Genomic DNA, 15,662 nt, shown 5'->3' on the forward strand with positions numbered 1-15,662 from the left:
GTCCGGACCGTGGTCACACGTCCTGGATGCGCCGGAACGGGGTCTCGGCCTCCAGCGCGAACGCGATCTCCAGGAGGGTGCGTTCGTCGCCGGGACGCGCGGAGAACATGACACCGACGGGCATCCCGTCCTCCGTCGTGCGCTCCGCCGGCAGCGACAGCGACGGTGTGCCGACCACGTTGTTGACCGGGGTGAACGCGACGTACGCGAGGATCCGCTCGACCAGCGTCGCGTACGGGACGTCCGGGCTGAGCCGGCCGAGCTCCGGCGTGGTGTGGGCGAGCACGGGCGAGAGGATGAGGTCGAGGCCGCGGAAGCCCGCCGCGTACGCCTCCACCGTGCGCTTCAGCCGCCGCACCACGCCCGGGGTGGCCCGCCAGTTCTCCAGGTACGTCTCGCGCAGCCCACGGCTGAGGCCGTCCATGCGGTGCCGGTCGAAGCCGGTGCCGAGCGTGCGGCCCGTGACGCCGAGGAGGAAGGACAGCATTCCCCAGTAGGTGAGGAAGTCGTCGGTGAAGCGGGGGTCGATGGCCAGTTCCACCGGCTGGACGGTGTGACCGAGGCCCTCCAGCCGCTGCGCGGTCTCCGTGACGGCCGCGCGGGTGACGGCGTCGGAGCGGACGCCGTTCGGCGAGTCCAGCAGGAGGCCGATCCGCAGCCGCCGCTCCGAGGGGCCCTCGACCAGCCCGAGCGGCGGCAGCTTCGGGTTGCGCCAGTGCGTCTCGGCGGCGGCGAGGAAGGCCGCGGTGTCCCGTACGGAGCGGCTCACGACGCCGTCCGAGACGAGGTCCAGCGGGAGTTGGCGGCTCTGCGCGTTGGGGACGACCCGGCCGCGGGTCGGCTTGAGGCCGACGAGTCCGCAGCAGGCGGCGGGGATCCGGATGGAGCCGCCGCCGTCGTTGGCGTGCGCGATCGGCACCGCGCCGGCGGCGACCAGGGCCGCGCTGCCGCCGGACGAACCGCCCGCCGAGTAGCCGGTGTTCCACGGGTTGCGCACCGGCTCGGCGCTCTCGTACTCCGTGGTCGGGCTGAAGCCGAACTCGGGCAGCCGGGTCTTGCCGAGGACGGTGACGCCGCTGCTCAGGAGCTGCCGGGCGAAGGGCGCGTGCCGGCGCGCCGCCCTCGGCGTGAAGGCGGCGCTGCCGTGGCCGGTGGGCAGGCCGCGGTAGTCGGTGTTGTCCTTGACGAAGGTCGGCACGCCGGCGAGGGCGCCGCCCGCCGGCCCCTCCTCGTACGGTGCGGGGGCGTCACGGTGCACCTGCACCGCGTGCAGCCGGTCCTCCACCGCGCGCACGCGCGCGGCCGCGTCACGGGCGACCTCGGCGGCGCCGACCTCGCGGCGCCGGATCGCCGCGGCGAGCCCGACGGCGTCGTGCTCCCCCAGGGCGTCGTCCCGGAAGGCGTGCACCTTCGCCAGTTCCTCGGAAGTCGTCACCGCTGTCTCAGCCCCCGCCGCCGTGTGAAGAGTGGGTCCCCATCATTGCCTACCGTCGAGTAACACGCGAGGGGTTCGCGCGCATCCTGCGATCCGCTTCCTATGATCACCGGAGATCACCACGGATCGGCGGAGACACCCGGGTACACCCGGGCGATCGCCGCCCGCGAACGGCAACGGAGGTCCGGCCCCGGCGGTGCGGACCCCGCGCGACCGGCTACCCAGGGGAGGCTCGACGAGCATGGCGGACCAGCGCGTGTACCTCGTGACCGGCGGCGGAACCGGCATCGGCGCCGCGACCGCCCGGCTGCTGACGGCGGCGGGGCACCGGGTGGTGGTCTCCGGGCGCCGCCCGGAACCCCTGCACCTGGTCGCCGCCGAGACCGGCGCGCTCGCCGTCCCCTCGGACATCGGCGAACCCGACGCCGTACGCGCCCTCGTCGACGCGACGCTCGACGCGCACGGGCGGCTGGACGGCCTCGTCCTCAACGCGGGGATCGGCCGCGGCGGCGGGGTGGGCGAGGTGACCCCGGAGGACTGGGACGAGGTCATGCGGACCAACCTCACCGGCCCCTTCCACCTGCTGCGGACCGCGCTTCCGCACCTCCTCGAGGCCCAGGGGGCCGTCGTCGCGGTCGCCTCGGTCTCGGCGCTGCGCAACGGAGTCGGCAGCGCCGCCTACTCCACCTCCAAGGCCGCGCTCCTTCAGCTGTGCCGCTCGCTCGCCGTCGACTACGGGGGTGCCGGGCTGCGCGCCAACACCGTCTGCCCGAGCTGGGTGCGCACCGACATGGCGGACCGCCGGATGAACCGCTTCGCCGAGGAGGCGGGCCTCGGTGAGGGAGGCCTCGACGCGGCGTACGAGGAGGTCACCCGGGTGCTGCCGGCCGGACGGCCCGGCGCACCGCGCGAGGTGGCCGAGGCGATCGCCTGGCTCCTCTCCCCCGCCGCCTCCTTCGTCAACGGGGCGGTCCTCACCGTCGACGGCGGCGCGACCGCCCTCGACCCGGGCACCCTGGGCTTCGCGTTCCACCTGGAGCCGCGCGCCCCGCAGGCCTGAGGGCGCCGGCCTCCGGCGCGGCGGCCGGCGCGCTACGGTGCGCCGCGCCGCTCACCCGCCGCTGCTGCCACAGGCAGGAGACGACCACGACCAGCGGCCACAGCGACTGCATGCCGGTCACCAGGCGTTCGGCGACGCCCGCGGCGCCGCGGGCGTCCGCCTCGAAGACGAACCACAGCGCCGCGACGCCCATCGAACCCGTGGCCGCGAGGGCGGGCCCGCGCCGCAGCGCCCAGGGGGCGGGGCGACGGGCGCCCCGGGCCGTGGCCAGGACCGGCCACAGGGCGAGCAGGGTGAAGCCCGTGGCGGCGATGGAGCCGTGCCGCAGGGAGCCGCCGCTGCTCGGGGTGGGGAACAGCGCCACGACCAGGGCCGTCAGGCCTCCGGCGGCGAGCGCCGCGCGGCCCGCGGGGGCGGCGGCGTGCAGCCCCCACGCGGTGCCGAGATGGCACACGCCCAGGGCGACGAGCGCACCGGTCATCACCCAGAACCCGGCGGCGCCGTACGCCGCCAGGACACTGATCGTCTGCCGGACGGAGTCGTAGGACGCCCCCTGGAGCGCGGCCGCGGTCGTCCATCCGCCGACCAGCACCACGGGGGCGCAGCCCGACGGCACGAGGGCCCACATCGGAACGGGTCGCATCGGATCACCGTAGGCGCGTGATCGCCGGTCGGCGACGCAGCACGCCGCGCGCGCTCGCCGCGGGCCGGGAAACGGCGCCCGCGTCGACCGGGAACGGCAGGGACGGCCTCGCCGCGGGCCCGGGGACGCACACCGGCCCGGGGACGGAGCCGGCCGCCGGCCGGGGAAGTGACGCCGCCTGGCGGCGGGCCGTTCCGCGGGCCGGGGAACGGGACCGCCGCGGCCCCGGAGCCGCCGCCGTCCGGGCTCACCGGGCGCCGAAGACCTGCGTCCAGTAGGGCCCGCCGGACGTGTGGATGCCGATGCCGATCTCGCGGAAGGCGCAGTTGAGGATGTTCGCGCGGTGGCCGGGACTGTTCATCCAGGAGTCCATCACCTCGGCCGGGGTGCGCTGGCCCTTCGCGATGTTCTCGCCGTACGTCGACCAGCGGTACCCGGCGGCGGTGACGCGCTCGCCGGGGCCGTCGCCGTCGGGGTTGGTGTGGTCGAAGAAGTCGCGGGCGGCCATGTCGTCGGAGTGGCCCTGCGCGGCGCGGGTCAGCAGGGAGTTCTCGGTCACCGGCCCGCAGCCGGCACGCGCCCGCTCGGCGTTGACCAGGTCGACGACCTCGCGGGCGTCGGAGGTGTCGCCGGACCCGCCGCCGGTGGCGGTGGGCTCCGGGCGGGGCGCCGGGGTCGTCGTGCGCGGCGGGGACGGCTTCCTCGTCGTGCGGGTGGGCGTCGGCCTGGGCGGCGGGGTCGGCCGGGTGGAGCGGCTCGGCGTGGCGGAGGGCGAGGCGGACGGCGAGGTCGTGGTGGTCTGCGGCCGTGCGTCCGGGGTGCTCGTGTCGGGGGCCGCCGCCTGTGTCACGTCGACCGCGTCCGGGTCGCCGCCCTGGGGACCGGTGAGGAAGTGGAAGGTCCCGCCGGCGACGGCCACCACGGCGAGGCCCGCGGCGGCGACGGCCCGGCGGCGTCCCCGCCTGCGCTGCTCCTCCCTGCGGCGGGCGCCCCGGGTGCCGCCCGCGGCGGCCTGCCCGCCCGGCTTGGCGGCGTGCCGGGCGCGCGCGGCACCGGGCCGGGGCCCGGCCGGGCGGGGCGCGGCCGCGGCGGCGAGCTGCGGCGTGAGTCCCGCGCTCTCGCGGACACCGCCGAGGAGCAGCGCCGCCGGCGGGACGAGGAGCAGACCGACGAGCAGCCCCTCGGCGGGTACGAGGCCCTGCCACAGGCCGGCGCAGTGCGGACAGCCGTGGGCGTGCCGGGCTATGCGCTTGCGCCACAGCGGGGAGGGCCGGCCGTCCCAGGTACCGAGTCCGGAGCCGAGCGTGGGGCACAGGGGCCGGGCCGCCAGGGCCCGGACGACCACGCGGCAGGTCTCCAGACGCTCCTTCATGCGCTGCACCCGGACCGCGGTGTGCTCGGGGGACAGTTCCAGCGCGGCCGCGACCTCGTGGCGGGTGAGCTCGCCGGCGCACTCCAGCCACCACAGGGACAGCAGGGCGGCGTCCTCGGGCTCCATCCAGCGCGTGGCCTCGGCGGTCTCGCGCCGCTGGCCGGACAGCTGCAGCCGGGCGACGGCGAGGTCGACGAAGTCCGCGCCCGGCTGGGCGAGGTCGCGGGCGTCGTCCAGGACGCCGTTGGCCACGCCGGCCTGCTGCCGGTGCCAGTGGGCGCGGAGGGTGTTCATGGCGATGGCGACGAGCCAGGACCGAAAGCTGTCCGGGGAGCGCAGACCGCCGAGCCCGTCGAGCGCGCGCAGCATGGTCTCCTGGACGACGTCGTCCACGTCGTGGTGGCCGTTCATCGCCCGGCCCACGATGTTGTAGACGAGCGGCAGCCAGGCGGCGACGAGCCGGTCCTGCGCCGCCGCGTCGCCGCTCTGGGCGGCCCTGACGAGCTCGGTGCCGTTCGGTTCTGCCATCCCCTGCGTCATGCTGTTCGTCCTGCCTGTTGCCGATGCCCAACATCTGGGAGATCGAGCGGTGGGCGCACGATAACGGAAATCGGCGAAGAAGTTTTCGAGAACCGTTCGAACGTGCCGGCGGGGCGCCGTCCGGCTTGCCTTCGCGTGCACTCCACCACCTAGCGTGGGGTCCGTCAACGAGCCGAGCGCGAGGGGGACTTCCATGCAGCACGTCGAACTGGGCCGGACCGGGGAGCGGGTCAGCCCGATCGGTCTCGGATGCATGCTGATGGGCACGCGGACCGACGAGGCGACCTCGGTCGCGATGCTCGACCGGTTCACCGAGGCCGGCGGCACCTTCCTGGACACCGCCAACTGCTACTGCTGGTGGGAGCGGCCCGGCAGCGACGGGGGCGAGAGCGAGGAGGTGCTCGGGCGCTGGATGGCGCGGGGCAGGCGGCGCGACGGGGTGTTCCTCGCGACGAAGGCGGCGGGCCTCGTGGTGAACGCGGAGGAGGCCCGGCGGGACGGGGGCGGTGCGGACTGGGACCTGGCCCGCTACGACGGGGCGGGGGCGAAGACGCTGTACGCGTCGATCGACGACAGCCTGCGCCGCCTCGGCACCGACCACGTGGACCTCTTCTACATCCACGTGGACGACCGGGCCACACCGCTGGAGGAGACCCTGGAGGCGCTGGCCGGCATCGTCCGGGCGGGCAAGGCCCGGTACATCGGCTGGTCCAACGTGCGGACCTGGCGTCTGGAGCGCATCCGGGCCCTGTGCGAGCGCCACGGCTGGCCCGCGCCGGTCGCCCTGCAGCAGCAGCACTCGTACCTGCGGCCGCGCACCGGTCTCGACGCGGCCTCGGTCGTGGACCACGAGCAGCTGGACTACCTGCGCGCCCATGAGGACCTGGCGCTCGTCGCGTACTCGCCGATCCTGCGCGGCATCTACGACGACCCGGCCAAGCGCCGCGACCACTGGATGATGGAACGGTACGCGGGTCCCGACGCCGAGGCGCGGCTGGAGGTGCTCGGCGCCGTGGCGGCCGAGGTGGGCGTGACGCCCAACCAGCTGGTGCTGGCCTGGCTGCTGCACCAGACCGCGCCGCGGGCGATCCCGCTGATCGGCCCGCGGACCCTGGAGCAGTACGAGGCGGCCCTTCCGGCGCTCGGTGTCACGCTCTCCGCCGGGCAGCTGGCCCGCCTGGAGGAGGCCGGCGCCTGACCGCCCGGGCGCTCCCCCGGCCGGGCCCCGGGCCCGTCGGGTGACGGTGCCGCGCCCCGGTGTGCCGGGGGCGCACCCGTACCCGCCCGCGGTGTCCCGGGGGGACCCGTACCCGCCCGCGGTGCCGCACGTCTCAGGACGGCGCCGGCCGCCCGCCCGCCAGTCGGCGTACGTGGGCGGTGAAGGCGTCCAGGAGGCGCCGGGCCGTGGCGTCGGTGAGGGCGGAGGTGCGGTACTGGAGGACTCCCTGGACACCGTCGGGGTCGAACTCGACGATGAGGGCCACCTCGAACTTGGCCTGCGGATGGTGGACGCGCACCCGCCGGCAGTCCAGCCCCGGCAGGTGCAGGGGGTGCGGGCCGTCCATGCTGAGGTAGATCTGCGGGAAGTACCGGGGGCGCGGCCGCGCCTCACGCAGCAGCTGACCGGCGACGGCGCCGAAGGGGACGTCCTGGTCGGCCAGCGCGGTGGTCAGCTCCCGGCCGCTCGTGCGGAGCAGCTCGCGGTCCGGACGGCCGGGACGCCCGTCGGCGCGCAGCAGGATGGTGTTCACGAAGCAGCCGACGAGGTCCTCGGAGCCCGGCGTCCCACGGCCCGCCGCGACACAGCCGAGCAGGAACTCCTCCAGGCCGAGCACCTCCCCCACCGCCCGCTGGTAGGCGCCGGTGAGCAGCATCGGCACGGTGACCCGGGCCGCGGTCGCGGCGCGGGCCAGGCCCGGCACCGCTCCCGCGCGCTCGGTGAGGACGAGGTGCCGGGACCGCCCCGGCCCGTCCTCCAGGGCCGGCAGGGCCCGCACCGGGAGCATGCCGACCCGTTCGGCGACCGCGCGGGCTCGGGCGGCCGTGTCCGCCGGGGCGGCAGGGGTCTCCGGAAGGACCGCCGCGGCGGGGGCGGCGCCGGACCGGAGCGCCTCCAGGGTGCGCAGGAACACCCGGAGCGACGCGCCGTCCGCCACCAGGTGGTGCCAGACCAGGAGCAGCACGCGCCGCCCCGGCGAGACCGAGAGCAGCAGACAGCGGCTCATCGGCCCGCCGCCCAGGGACGGCCCGGTGAGCGACTCGCGTTCCACCGTGCCGTCCAGCTCGTCCGCGCCGACCGTCCACCGCTCCACCGCGATGGTGTGGGCGCCGTACACCATCTCGGGGAGCCGGTCCCGCATCCGTAGCGCGGCGGTGAACGCCGGGTGGGCGGCGATCGCCTGCTCCACGGTGGCGGCGAAGGCGTCCTCGTCGAGGGCGCCGAGGATCTCGTAACAGGCGTGCTCGATGTAGAGGGTGGGTTCGGCGGAGACCTGCTCGTGCATCCAGATGGCCAGTTGGGCCGGGCTCAGCGGCGCGCTCCGCCGCTCCGTCACGTCGGGCCGCACCTCAGGCCACCGGTCGGCTCGGGTCGGCCGCGAGTGCCGCGAGGGCGTCGCGGTGCAGGGACCAGACCCGTTCGAGGCCGGCGTCGTCCCACTGGCCGGTGTCGCCGGTGACGTCGATGCGGAGGTCGTCGTCCACCGCGTCGAGCACGACGTCCACGACGAGGGGGTAACTCGTCTTGTCCCACATGCGGGTGCCGTCGACCGTGATCCGGCCGGCCGCGCCGCCGGGGCGGCCCGGCCCGGCCGGTCCGCCGGTGCCGCCGTCGGACAGGCCGGCCCACAGGTGGAAGTGGGCGAAGTTGAGGATGACGTCGAAGAGCGGGCCGCCCGCCTGGTCGCGGATCTCCTGGAGGGGGAAGCGCCGGTGTTCGAGGGCGCCGCGTTCGGCGTCGAAGGCCTGACGGGCGAGGTCCTCCCAGGTCGCCCCGGTCAGCCGGGCGGAGACCGGGAGGATGTTGAGGAAGAGGCCCACGAGCCGGTCGGCCCCCGCGGCCTCGGGGCGGCCGTTGACCGGCAGGCCGGCGACGGGACGTTCGGTGCCGGCGAGTTCGCCGACCACCGCGAGATGCGCGGCCACCACCAGGCTCTTCAGCGGCACCCGCAGGCGCGCCGCGGCCGCGGTGAGCGCCTCGCGGAGACCGGCCGGCACGGACCGTGCGATCCGCAGGCGCCCGGCGCTCGGCGCGACCCCGGGCCTGGCCAGAAGGGTCGGCCGGAGGTCCGCGGTGCGTCCGCGCCAGAACGCGCGCGTGGCCGCGGACTCCCGTGCGCGCTCCTCCAGGCGGACGAACTCCTCGTACCGCAGGGCCGGTGGGCGCGGTTCCGGGTCCTCGCCGGCCAGGGCCCGGGCGTAGGCGTCCATCAGGTCGGTCAGGAAGACGGTGTCGCTCCAGCCGTCCATGATCGCGTGGTGGAAGCCGTAGACCAGCCAGAAGGAGTCCGCGTCGCGGGCGGCGGCGTACACGCGCATCAGCGGGGCCCGCTCCACGTCGAAGGGCCGGCCGGCCTCGGCGGCGAGCCGCTCCAGCTCGCGGTCGAACGCGTCCTCGTCGAGGCCCCGCAGGTCCACGGTCGTCAGGGGCAGGGCCGGGGTGCGCTCGACCACCTGGCGGGGGCCGCCCTCCGCGCCGATGTCGAAGCGGGTGCGCAGCACCTCGTGGGTGCGGGCCGTCCGGTCGAGGGCCGTGCGCAGGGCCGCCTCGTCCAGCCGGGCGCCGACGCGGTGGGCCATGACGTCGTGGTACAGCGACTGGTCCGCGCTCGCCACCGCCTCGAATATCAGGCCGAGTTGGAGCCGGGTCGCGGGGTAGGACGCCTCGGCCCCGTCGGGAGGGAGCACGGCCGGAACGCCGCTCGACGGTGCCTCGGCCGGGAGCTCCCGGCATACGGGCTCCGCCGCCGGGCCGGCGGGTGCGGGCTCCGGGTCGGGCGGGCACACCTCGCGCAGGACGGGGTTGTGGAACATGGCGCCCAGGGACACCGTCACGCCGAGTTCCTCGGCGTCTGCGACGGCGCGGATGGCGAGCATGGAGTCGCCGCCGAGCGCGAAGAAGTCGTCGTCGGGGCCGACTCGGGGCACGCCGAGGACCTTCGCCCAGACCTCGGCCAGGATCGCCTGGTTGCGGCCGGTGGGCACCTCGCCGCCCCGCTCGGCCGGCTCGGCCGGCGCGGTCGGCGCGGTAGGCGCGTCCAGATGCCCGGGGGCGTCCGGGGTGTGGGTGCTGCCCGGGGCGTAGGTGCTGCCCTGGGTGTCCCCTGCGCCCGGCGCTGCCGGGGCGGGCTCCTGGACGGTCAGGGCGCGGCGGTCCAGCTTCCCCGAGGGGCCGAGGAGCAGTTCGGCGGTGAACACCACGCGGGACGGCACGAGATGGGCCGGCAGGCGCTCGCCGAGGGCGGCCCGGAGCCGGGCCGGGTCCCGTTCCGCGCCGGCGTCCGCGACCACGTACGCGACGAGCTGCTTCCCCCCGTCGGCCTGCTCCTCGGCGACGACGGCGGCCTCGCGCACGTCGGGCAGTCCGAGCAGCGCCAGTTCGACCTCCTTCGGCTCGATGCGGAAGCCGCGCACCTTGACCTGGTCGTCGGTGCGTCCGAGGTACTCGACGGCGCCGTCCGGGAGCAGCCTGCCGAGGTCGCCCGTGCGGTACATGCGCGCTCCGGGGACCTCGCCCCAGGGGTCGGGCAGGAAGGCGGCCGCGGTGGCGCCCGGCCGTCCTGCGTAGCCTCTGGTCACGCCGCTGCCCGCGACGAAGAGCTGGCCCTGCTCGCCGTCCGGCACCGGCCGCAGCTCCTCGTCCAGGACGTACACGCGCACGCCGGCCAGCGGTCGTCCGACCGGCAGCCGGTCACCGGACGTGTCGCCCGGGGTGACGGAGCGGGTGGTGGCGAAGGTGGTGGTCTCGGTCGGCCCGTAGCCGTTGACCAGGACGGCGCGGCGGTCCTGCCCCGCGGCGTGGCGCAGGAACTCCCCGGACCGGGAGGGCGAGAGGACGTCGCCGCCGACGACGACCTGGCCGACGCCGTCGAAGACCTCGACCTTGCCCCGGACGAGTTCGTGGAAGAGGGCCGGAGTGAGGAAGAGGGTGCTGACGGCGTGCTCGCGCACGACCTCCGGGAGGGCCTCGACGGCCTGGTAGGTGCTGCCCGGGAGCACGAGGCACGACCCGTGCAGGAGCGCGCCCCAGATCTCGAAGGCCGAGGCGTCGAAGGAGGTCGGCGAGAGCTGGAGGAAGGTCTCCCGCGGGCCGAAGCGGACGTAGTCCTGCCCTTGGACGAGCCCGAGGGCGTTGGCGTGGGTGACGACCACGCCCTTGGGGCGCCCGGTGGACCCGGAGGTGTAGATCACGTACGCGGCGCCGTCCGCCGGTACGTCCACGGGTGCGAACGCCCCCTCTCCGGCGTCGGTGGCACCGTCGACCGGCACCACGGGCACGCCGCCGGGCGGTGCCGCCCCGGGGTCAGCCACGACCGCGACGGCGCCGCTGTCGCGCAGCATGAAGTCGATGCGCTCGCGCGGGTACTCCGGGGCCACGGGCACGAACGCGGCGCCCGCCTTGAGCACTCCCAGCATGGCGACGATCAGCTCCGCCGAGCGCTCCAGGTGGATCGCCACCCGGTCCTCCGGCCCGATGCCCCGGTGGGCGAGCCGGGCGGCGAGGGCGTCGGCGCGCCGCCGCAGCTCCGCGTAGCCGATCCGCTCCCGGCCGGCGATCAGGGCGGTGCGCTCGGGCGAACGGGTCACCACGGCGTCGAAGACACCGTGCAGGGAGTGGTCTGGCATGACGGACGTGCCCTTCCTTGAGGCCCGAGCGGTGGCCGGGCGGCCGAGTCGTGACGGGTGGGGGCGCTAGTCGCGGGCCGCGCCGGGGCGCAGGACGACGGGGAGGTGGGCCGGTCCGGAGACGAAGGCCGAGTAGACCGGGCTCGGTGGCCCGGCCGGCTCGATCTCCGCGACCGACTCGCGCAACGCGCCGAGCAGGGCGTCGAGTTCGATCCGGGCCAGGTGGGCGCCGAGGCAGAAGTGCGGGCCGTGCGCGAAGGTGACGTGGCGGTTCGGGGTGCGGGCGGGGTCGAAGGTGTCGGGCGCGGAGAACACCCGCTCGTCGCGGTTGGCCGAGCCCAGCCACACGCTGACCACGTCACCGGCGGCGACGGTACGTCCGTGCAGGTCGACGTCGCGGGTGGCGGTCCGCCCGGCGTGCAGCAGCGGCGAGGTCCAGCGCAGGATCTCCTCCACCGCGCTGTCGGTCCCCACGTCGCCGTTCCGCAGCCGGCGCCACTGCTCGGGGTGGTGGGCGAGGGCCTGGACGCCGCCGACCATGGAGAGGCGGGTGGTCTCGTCGCCGCCGAGGATCAGGCTGTAGCAGTTGAGGACGAGTTCGTCCTCGCTGAGCCGGCGCGCCCCGACCTCCGCGCGGGCGAGCAGCGAGACGGCGTCGAGCGCGGGGCCGCTGCCCCGCCTGCGGGCCAGCTTCGCGAAGAACATGAGGATCTCGGCCTGGGCGAGGCGGGCCTCCAGGGTGGCGGGCACCGGCTCGTGGGAGCCGAGCGCCACGCTGGTCTGCCGGAGGATGAAGGCCCGGTCCTGCTCCGGCACGCCCAGCAGGTCGCAGATCGCGGAGAGCGGGATGTGGGCGGCGATGTCGTCGGCCATGTCCACCGGCTCACCCGCCGCGCCGCGTGCCGCGGCCTCCCGCACCACGCGGCGGGCGGTGGCGCGGATCCGCTCGGCGATCTCGGCGAGCGCGCGGGGAGTGAAGGCCTTGCGCATCTCGGCCCGCAGCTCGGTGTGCCACGGCGCGTCGCTGACGACGAGCATGCGGTTGCCCGCCGAGTCGCCGTCGGCGAGCAGCGTGGTGAGCATGTTGCCGCGCGCGGAGGAGAATCCGGCCGTGTCGCGCAGGACGTCGATCGCGTCCGCGTGCCGGCTGACCACCCAGAAGCCGCGTGCCGCGCCGGGCGGGGCCGGGTGCCAGGCGAGCGGCGCCTCGGTGCGCAGCCGGGCGAAGACCGGGCCGAGGTCCTGTGCGGCGTGGCGGCGCGGGTCGGTGAGGTCGACGCCTGCCAGGGCCTCGGCCGGGAGGACGGTGGGGGTGCTCATGAGCGGCCTGTGGCTTCCCTGACGCTGCGCGGGCGGATGTCGGGCCAGTGCGCGTCCACCCAGCGCTCGCAGGCCTCGGCGTCCCCCTCGAAGCCGGCCTCGTGCCAGCCGTCGGGGGCGGTGAAGTGGGCGGGCACGATGGCGTGCTGCTCCTCGTCGTTCACGAGTACGCGGTGCGGGGCTGTCCGTGTCATCGAAGGTCTCCGCTGTGGTCGTCGGGGTGGGGGGCGGCCGGGACCGAGGGGGGTCCGCCGGTGTCGGTGCGCGCCCGGTCGAAGTGCCCGCGCAGGCCGGTGCCGCCCGCCTGCTGGAAGAAGTGGCCGCCCGGGACGAGTTCGAGGGCGAAGTCACCGGCTGCGGTCTTCGACCAGGCGGACACGTCGTCGGGCCGGGCGAGCGGGTCCTCGGTGCCGCCGACCGCGAGGACCGGGCAGCGCACCGTACGGGCGTAGCCGGCGGCCAGGTGGTCGTGGCCGAGTCGCAGGTCGGCGCGGATCACCGGCAGGAACAGTGCGGCGAAGCGGGGGTCGGCCAGCGCCTCGGGCACGGTGCCGTCCAGCCCGAGCGCCTCGATGAGGTCGGGGTCGGAGCGCAGGTGCAGGGGTACCTCCCCGGGGCGGACGGCGCCGTCGGCCGTCCGGGAGGCGGCGGCCACCAGAAGCCGGGGCACGACGCCCCGCTCCTCCAGCCGCACGGCGGCCGCGTGGGCGAGGTGGGCGCCGAGGCTGTGGCCGAGCAGCAACGGGCGCTCACCGGGAGCGAACTCCAGGAAGGCGTCGGCGAGTTCGACGGCGAGATCGGTGAGGGCGGCCGGCATCGGGGTGCGCAGCCGGCGGCCCCGCAGCGGGTACTGGGCAACCAGGGGGCGCCACCCGGGGCCGAGCTCGGCGACCCACTCGCGCAGGGAGTGGATGTTGCCGCCGGCGAAGGGGAAGAGCAGCGCGTACGGTCCGGCCGGCGCACCGGACGCCGCCGGTGCCATGTCGTACCAGCCTCCGGGCAGCTCCCTCATCCGCCGGCCTCCGTTCCGCGCTCCCGCCGTTCCGCCTCCTGCTCCCTGCGCTCCTGGGCCGCCGCCATGCCGGTGACCGGGCGCCAGGCGAGGGCCGCGAGCAGCAGCAGGGCGGCACCGGCGAGCAGGAAGGGGGTCCGTACGCCGAAGTGGTCGGCGACGAAGCCGGCGAGCAGCGCGCCGAGCGGGGCCGTGCCGGTGCCGAAGAGGCGGTAGACGCCGTTCACGCGGCCGAGGACCTCGGGGGGGACGGCCGTCTGCCGGAAGGAGACCGTCAGGGTCTGGTAGATGACGGCGCCGAAGGTCATCAGCAGGAACGCCGCTCCGGCGAGCACGGGCGTCGCGGTGATCCCGAGCAGGAACGCGGAGGCACCGGTGAGGACGAGACCGGCGAGCGCCCCCGGGAAGAGCCCGAACCGGGTGCGGACGCGGGACGCGAGGGTGCCGCCCAGCACGCCGCCGAGGGCACCGGCGGCCAGGAAGAAGCCGTAGGCACCCGGGTGCAGACCGAGCCGGTCGAGCACGTACAGGACCAGGACGGCGCTCATGCCGGCGACGAAGAAGTTGATGGTGCCGAGCATTCCGGCGAGGGTGAGCAGCAGCCGCTCGCCGCGCAGGTAGCGGTAGCCGTCCTTGATCATGGCGCCCCAGCCCGGGGTCGCGCCGGGGGTCGCGGTGCGCGGTGTGGCCGCCGGGCGCACCGCGAGCAGCAGCAGGACGCCGCCGAGGAAGCTGGCGGCGTCGAGCACGAAGGGCAGGGCCATGCCGACGGCGAAGAGCAGACCGCCGACGGGCTGGCCCACGGAGTCGCGGCAGACCAGCTGCGCGGCGTGCTGCCGCCCGTAGGCGGCGGTCATCCGGTCCTTGCGCACCACCTGGGGCAGGAAGGACTGGGCGGTGACGACGAAGAACACCTCGCACACGCCGAGCAGCAGGGCGACCCCGCAGATCAGCGCCAGGCCGACGACGTCGGCGAGGACGGCGAGGCCGAGCAGGCCGACGAGCACGAAGCGGATCAGGTCGACGGTGACGAGCAGCCGTTTGCGGTTCCACCGGTCGGCGGCGATGCCGGCGAGCGGGGAGGCGAGCAGCGGCAGGGTGCCGGCCACCGTGACCAGGGCCAGGAGCTGCGGATCGGTGGTGTACGAGACGGCGAGCAGCGGCAGGGCGGTGAGCCGCATGCCGTCGCCGAGCGCGGACACGGCGGAGGACGCCCAGAGCCGGCGGTAGTCGCCCCAGCCCTGGGGTCCGAAGGCGGGGTCGGTGTCGGTGCGGACCCGGGTGTCGTCTCCGGGCGCCGGTGCGTTCACGCGTTCTCCTCGGCGTCGGGTCCGAGCCGGACGGCCCGGACGGTGACGGCCCGCTCGGCGGGCTGCCGGTCCGGGGCGGCGTGCAGGCGCTGGACGCCGTCCCCGGCGGGCGGCAGCCCCCGCGTCGCCTCGGCGGGCGCGTCCTCGAAGCCGGCGAACCGGTAGGCGATCTCCATCACCCGGTTGCGGTCCGTGGGCCGGAAGTCGGCGACGATGCCGGTGCCGTTGCGGGCCGCCTGGTCGAGCAGGTTGCGCAGGATGAGCGAGCCCGCGCCGAAGGACACGACCCGGCAGGAGGTGGCGAGCAGTTTGAGGTGCCACCGGGGGGTGTCGGTGCGCAGCAGGACGACGCCGACGGCGCCGTGGGACCCGAAGCGGTCCTTCATGGTGACGGAGAGGACCTCGTGGCCCGGTTCGGCGATGAGGCGGACGAGGTCGTCGTGCGCGTAGTGGACGCCGGTGGCGTTCATCTGGCTGGTGCGCAGGGTCAGTTCGGACAGGCGGTGCAGGTCGTCCTCGGTGGCCCGGGCGATGTGCATCTCGATCTCCAGGGACCGGAGGAACTCCTCGTCGGGCCCGTCGAACGCCTCCCGTGCCCGGTCCCTGGCCATGCCGGCCTGGTACATGCGGCGTCGCCCGGCCGCGTCGGCGGTGACGACGCCGGGGGTGAACTCCGGTCGCTCGGCCAGATGTTCGAGATCCTCGGGCGGGTAGACCCGTACCTCGGGGAGGCGGGCGGCCATCTCGGCCCGCTCGTGCTCCGTGTCGTCGACGAAGGCGAGGGCCGCGGTGGCGAAGTTGAGGCGTTCCGCGATGTCCTTCACGGCGTCGGGCTTGCGGCCCCAGCCGATCCGGGCACAGACGAAGTACTCGGCCACGCCGAGGCGTTCGAGGTGCGGCCAGGCCTGGTCGTGGTCGTTGCGGCTGGCGACGGCGTGCAGGATGCCCCGCCGGTCCAGCGTGTCGAGCAGCTCGCGCACGCCTGGCCGCAGCACGGGCAGGTCGCCCTCCAGGACGGTGCCCTGCCACAGGGTCCCGTCGAGATCCCAGACGAGGCACTTCACCGGCGGGGCCGCGGCGGCCGTCGTCCCGCGGTCCCTGTCCGCCGTGTCGGTCACCGGCACGG

The 15,662-nt window shown here is 75.7% G+C and carries 11 protein-coding genes and 1 pseudogene; 2 read left to right on the forward strand and 10 right to left on the reverse strand.

The genetic code is table 11. From position 1 onward, the window contains the following. Window positions 1–13: 13 nt before the first annotated feature. Window positions 14–1,435 carry an amidase gene (locus ACGF1Z_RS14095; protein WP_393003482.1) on the reverse strand — a complete coding sequence of 474 codons (1,422 nt, stop codon included), beginning with the start codon at window positions 1,433–1,435 and terminating at the stop codon, window positions 14–16. A 241-nt stretch (window positions 1,436–1,676) separates the two neighbouring features. Here ACGF1Z_RS14095 and ACGF1Z_RS14100 point away from each other — a divergent pair, with 241 nt between their 5' ends. Then, entirely contained in the window at window positions 1,677–2,495 is an 819-nt protein-coding gene (locus tag ACGF1Z_RS14100) for an SDR family NAD(P)-dependent oxidoreductase (protein WP_393003484.1), read from the forward strand. Window positions 2,496–2,550: 55 nt separating this feature from the next. On the opposite strand, the pseudogene ACGF1Z_RS14105 reads toward ACGF1Z_RS14100, so the two are convergent. Continuing rightward, window positions 2,551–3,138 (reverse strand): annotated as a pseudogene (locus tag ACGF1Z_RS14105) (DUF998 domain-containing protein); the annotation flags it as partial. A gap of 247 nt (window positions 3,139–3,385) precedes the next feature. Continuing rightward, on the reverse strand, window positions 3,386–5,038 hold the full coding sequence (locus ACGF1Z_RS14110; RefSeq protein WP_393003486.1) for a sigma-70 family RNA polymerase sigma factor: 1,653 nt from the start codon (window positions 5,036–5,038) through the stop codon (window positions 3,386–3,388). A 205-nt stretch (window positions 5,039–5,243) separates the two neighbouring features. On the opposite strand from ACGF1Z_RS14110, the gene ACGF1Z_RS14115 reads away from it, so the two are divergent. Continuing rightward, a complete protein-coding gene (locus tag ACGF1Z_RS14115; protein ID WP_393003488.1) occupies window positions 5,244–6,248 on the forward strand; it encodes an aldo/keto reductase in 1,005 nt (334 codons plus the stop codon). Window positions 6,249–6,381: 133 nt separating this feature from the next. Here ACGF1Z_RS14115 and ACGF1Z_RS14120 read toward each other — a convergent pair whose 3' ends face one another. From ACGF1Z_RS14120 to ACGF1Z_RS14150, 7 genes are all read right to left on the reverse strand, one after another. Beyond that, window positions 6,382–7,605 carry a condensation domain-containing protein gene (locus ACGF1Z_RS14120; RefSeq protein WP_393003490.1) on the reverse strand — a complete coding sequence of 408 codons (1,224 nt, stop codon included), beginning with the start codon at window positions 7,603–7,605 and terminating at the stop codon, window positions 6,382–6,384. Between the two features lie 13 nt (window positions 7,606–7,618). Beyond that, entirely contained in the window at window positions 7,619–10,894 is a 3,276-nt protein-coding gene (locus ACGF1Z_RS14125; protein ID WP_393003492.1) for an amino acid adenylation domain-containing protein, read from the reverse strand. A 66-nt stretch (window positions 10,895–10,960) separates the two neighbouring features. Further along, window positions 10,961–12,214 carry a cytochrome P450 gene (locus ACGF1Z_RS14130; RefSeq protein WP_393003494.1) on the reverse strand — a complete coding sequence of 418 codons (1,254 nt, stop codon included), beginning with the start codon at window positions 12,212–12,214 and terminating at the stop codon, window positions 10,961–10,963. Continuing rightward, window positions 12,211–12,408 (reverse strand): MbtH family NRPS accessory protein, encoded by a 198-nt coding sequence (locus ACGF1Z_RS14135; protein WP_393003496.1) that lies wholly within the window; start codon window positions 12,406–12,408, stop codon window positions 12,211–12,213. The genes ACGF1Z_RS14130 and ACGF1Z_RS14135 overlap by 4 nt, the downstream gene beginning before the upstream one ends. Continuing rightward, a complete protein-coding gene (locus ACGF1Z_RS14140; RefSeq protein ID WP_393003498.1) occupies window positions 12,405–13,226 on the reverse strand; it encodes a thioesterase II family protein in 822 nt (273 codons plus the stop codon). The genes ACGF1Z_RS14135 and ACGF1Z_RS14140 overlap by 4 nt, the downstream gene beginning before the upstream one ends. After that, window positions 13,223–14,536 carry an MFS transporter gene (locus ACGF1Z_RS14145; RefSeq protein WP_393003500.1) on the reverse strand — a complete coding sequence of 438 codons (1,314 nt, stop codon included), beginning with the start codon at window positions 14,534–14,536 and terminating at the stop codon, window positions 13,223–13,225. The genes ACGF1Z_RS14140 and ACGF1Z_RS14145 overlap by 4 nt, the downstream gene beginning before the upstream one ends. Next, window positions 14,533–15,660, reverse strand: coding sequence for an HAD-IIIC family phosphatase (locus ACGF1Z_RS14150; protein WP_393003502.1), 1,128 nt, complete (start codon window positions 15,658–15,660; stop codon window positions 14,533–14,535). The genes ACGF1Z_RS14145 and ACGF1Z_RS14150 overlap by 4 nt, the downstream gene beginning before the upstream one ends. Window positions 15,661–15,662 lie beyond the last annotated feature (2 nt).

Source organism: Streptomyces sp. NPDC048018 (assembly GCF_043202995.1).
Lineage (GTDB): Bacteria > Actinomycetota > Actinomycetes > Streptomycetales > Streptomycetaceae > Streptomyces.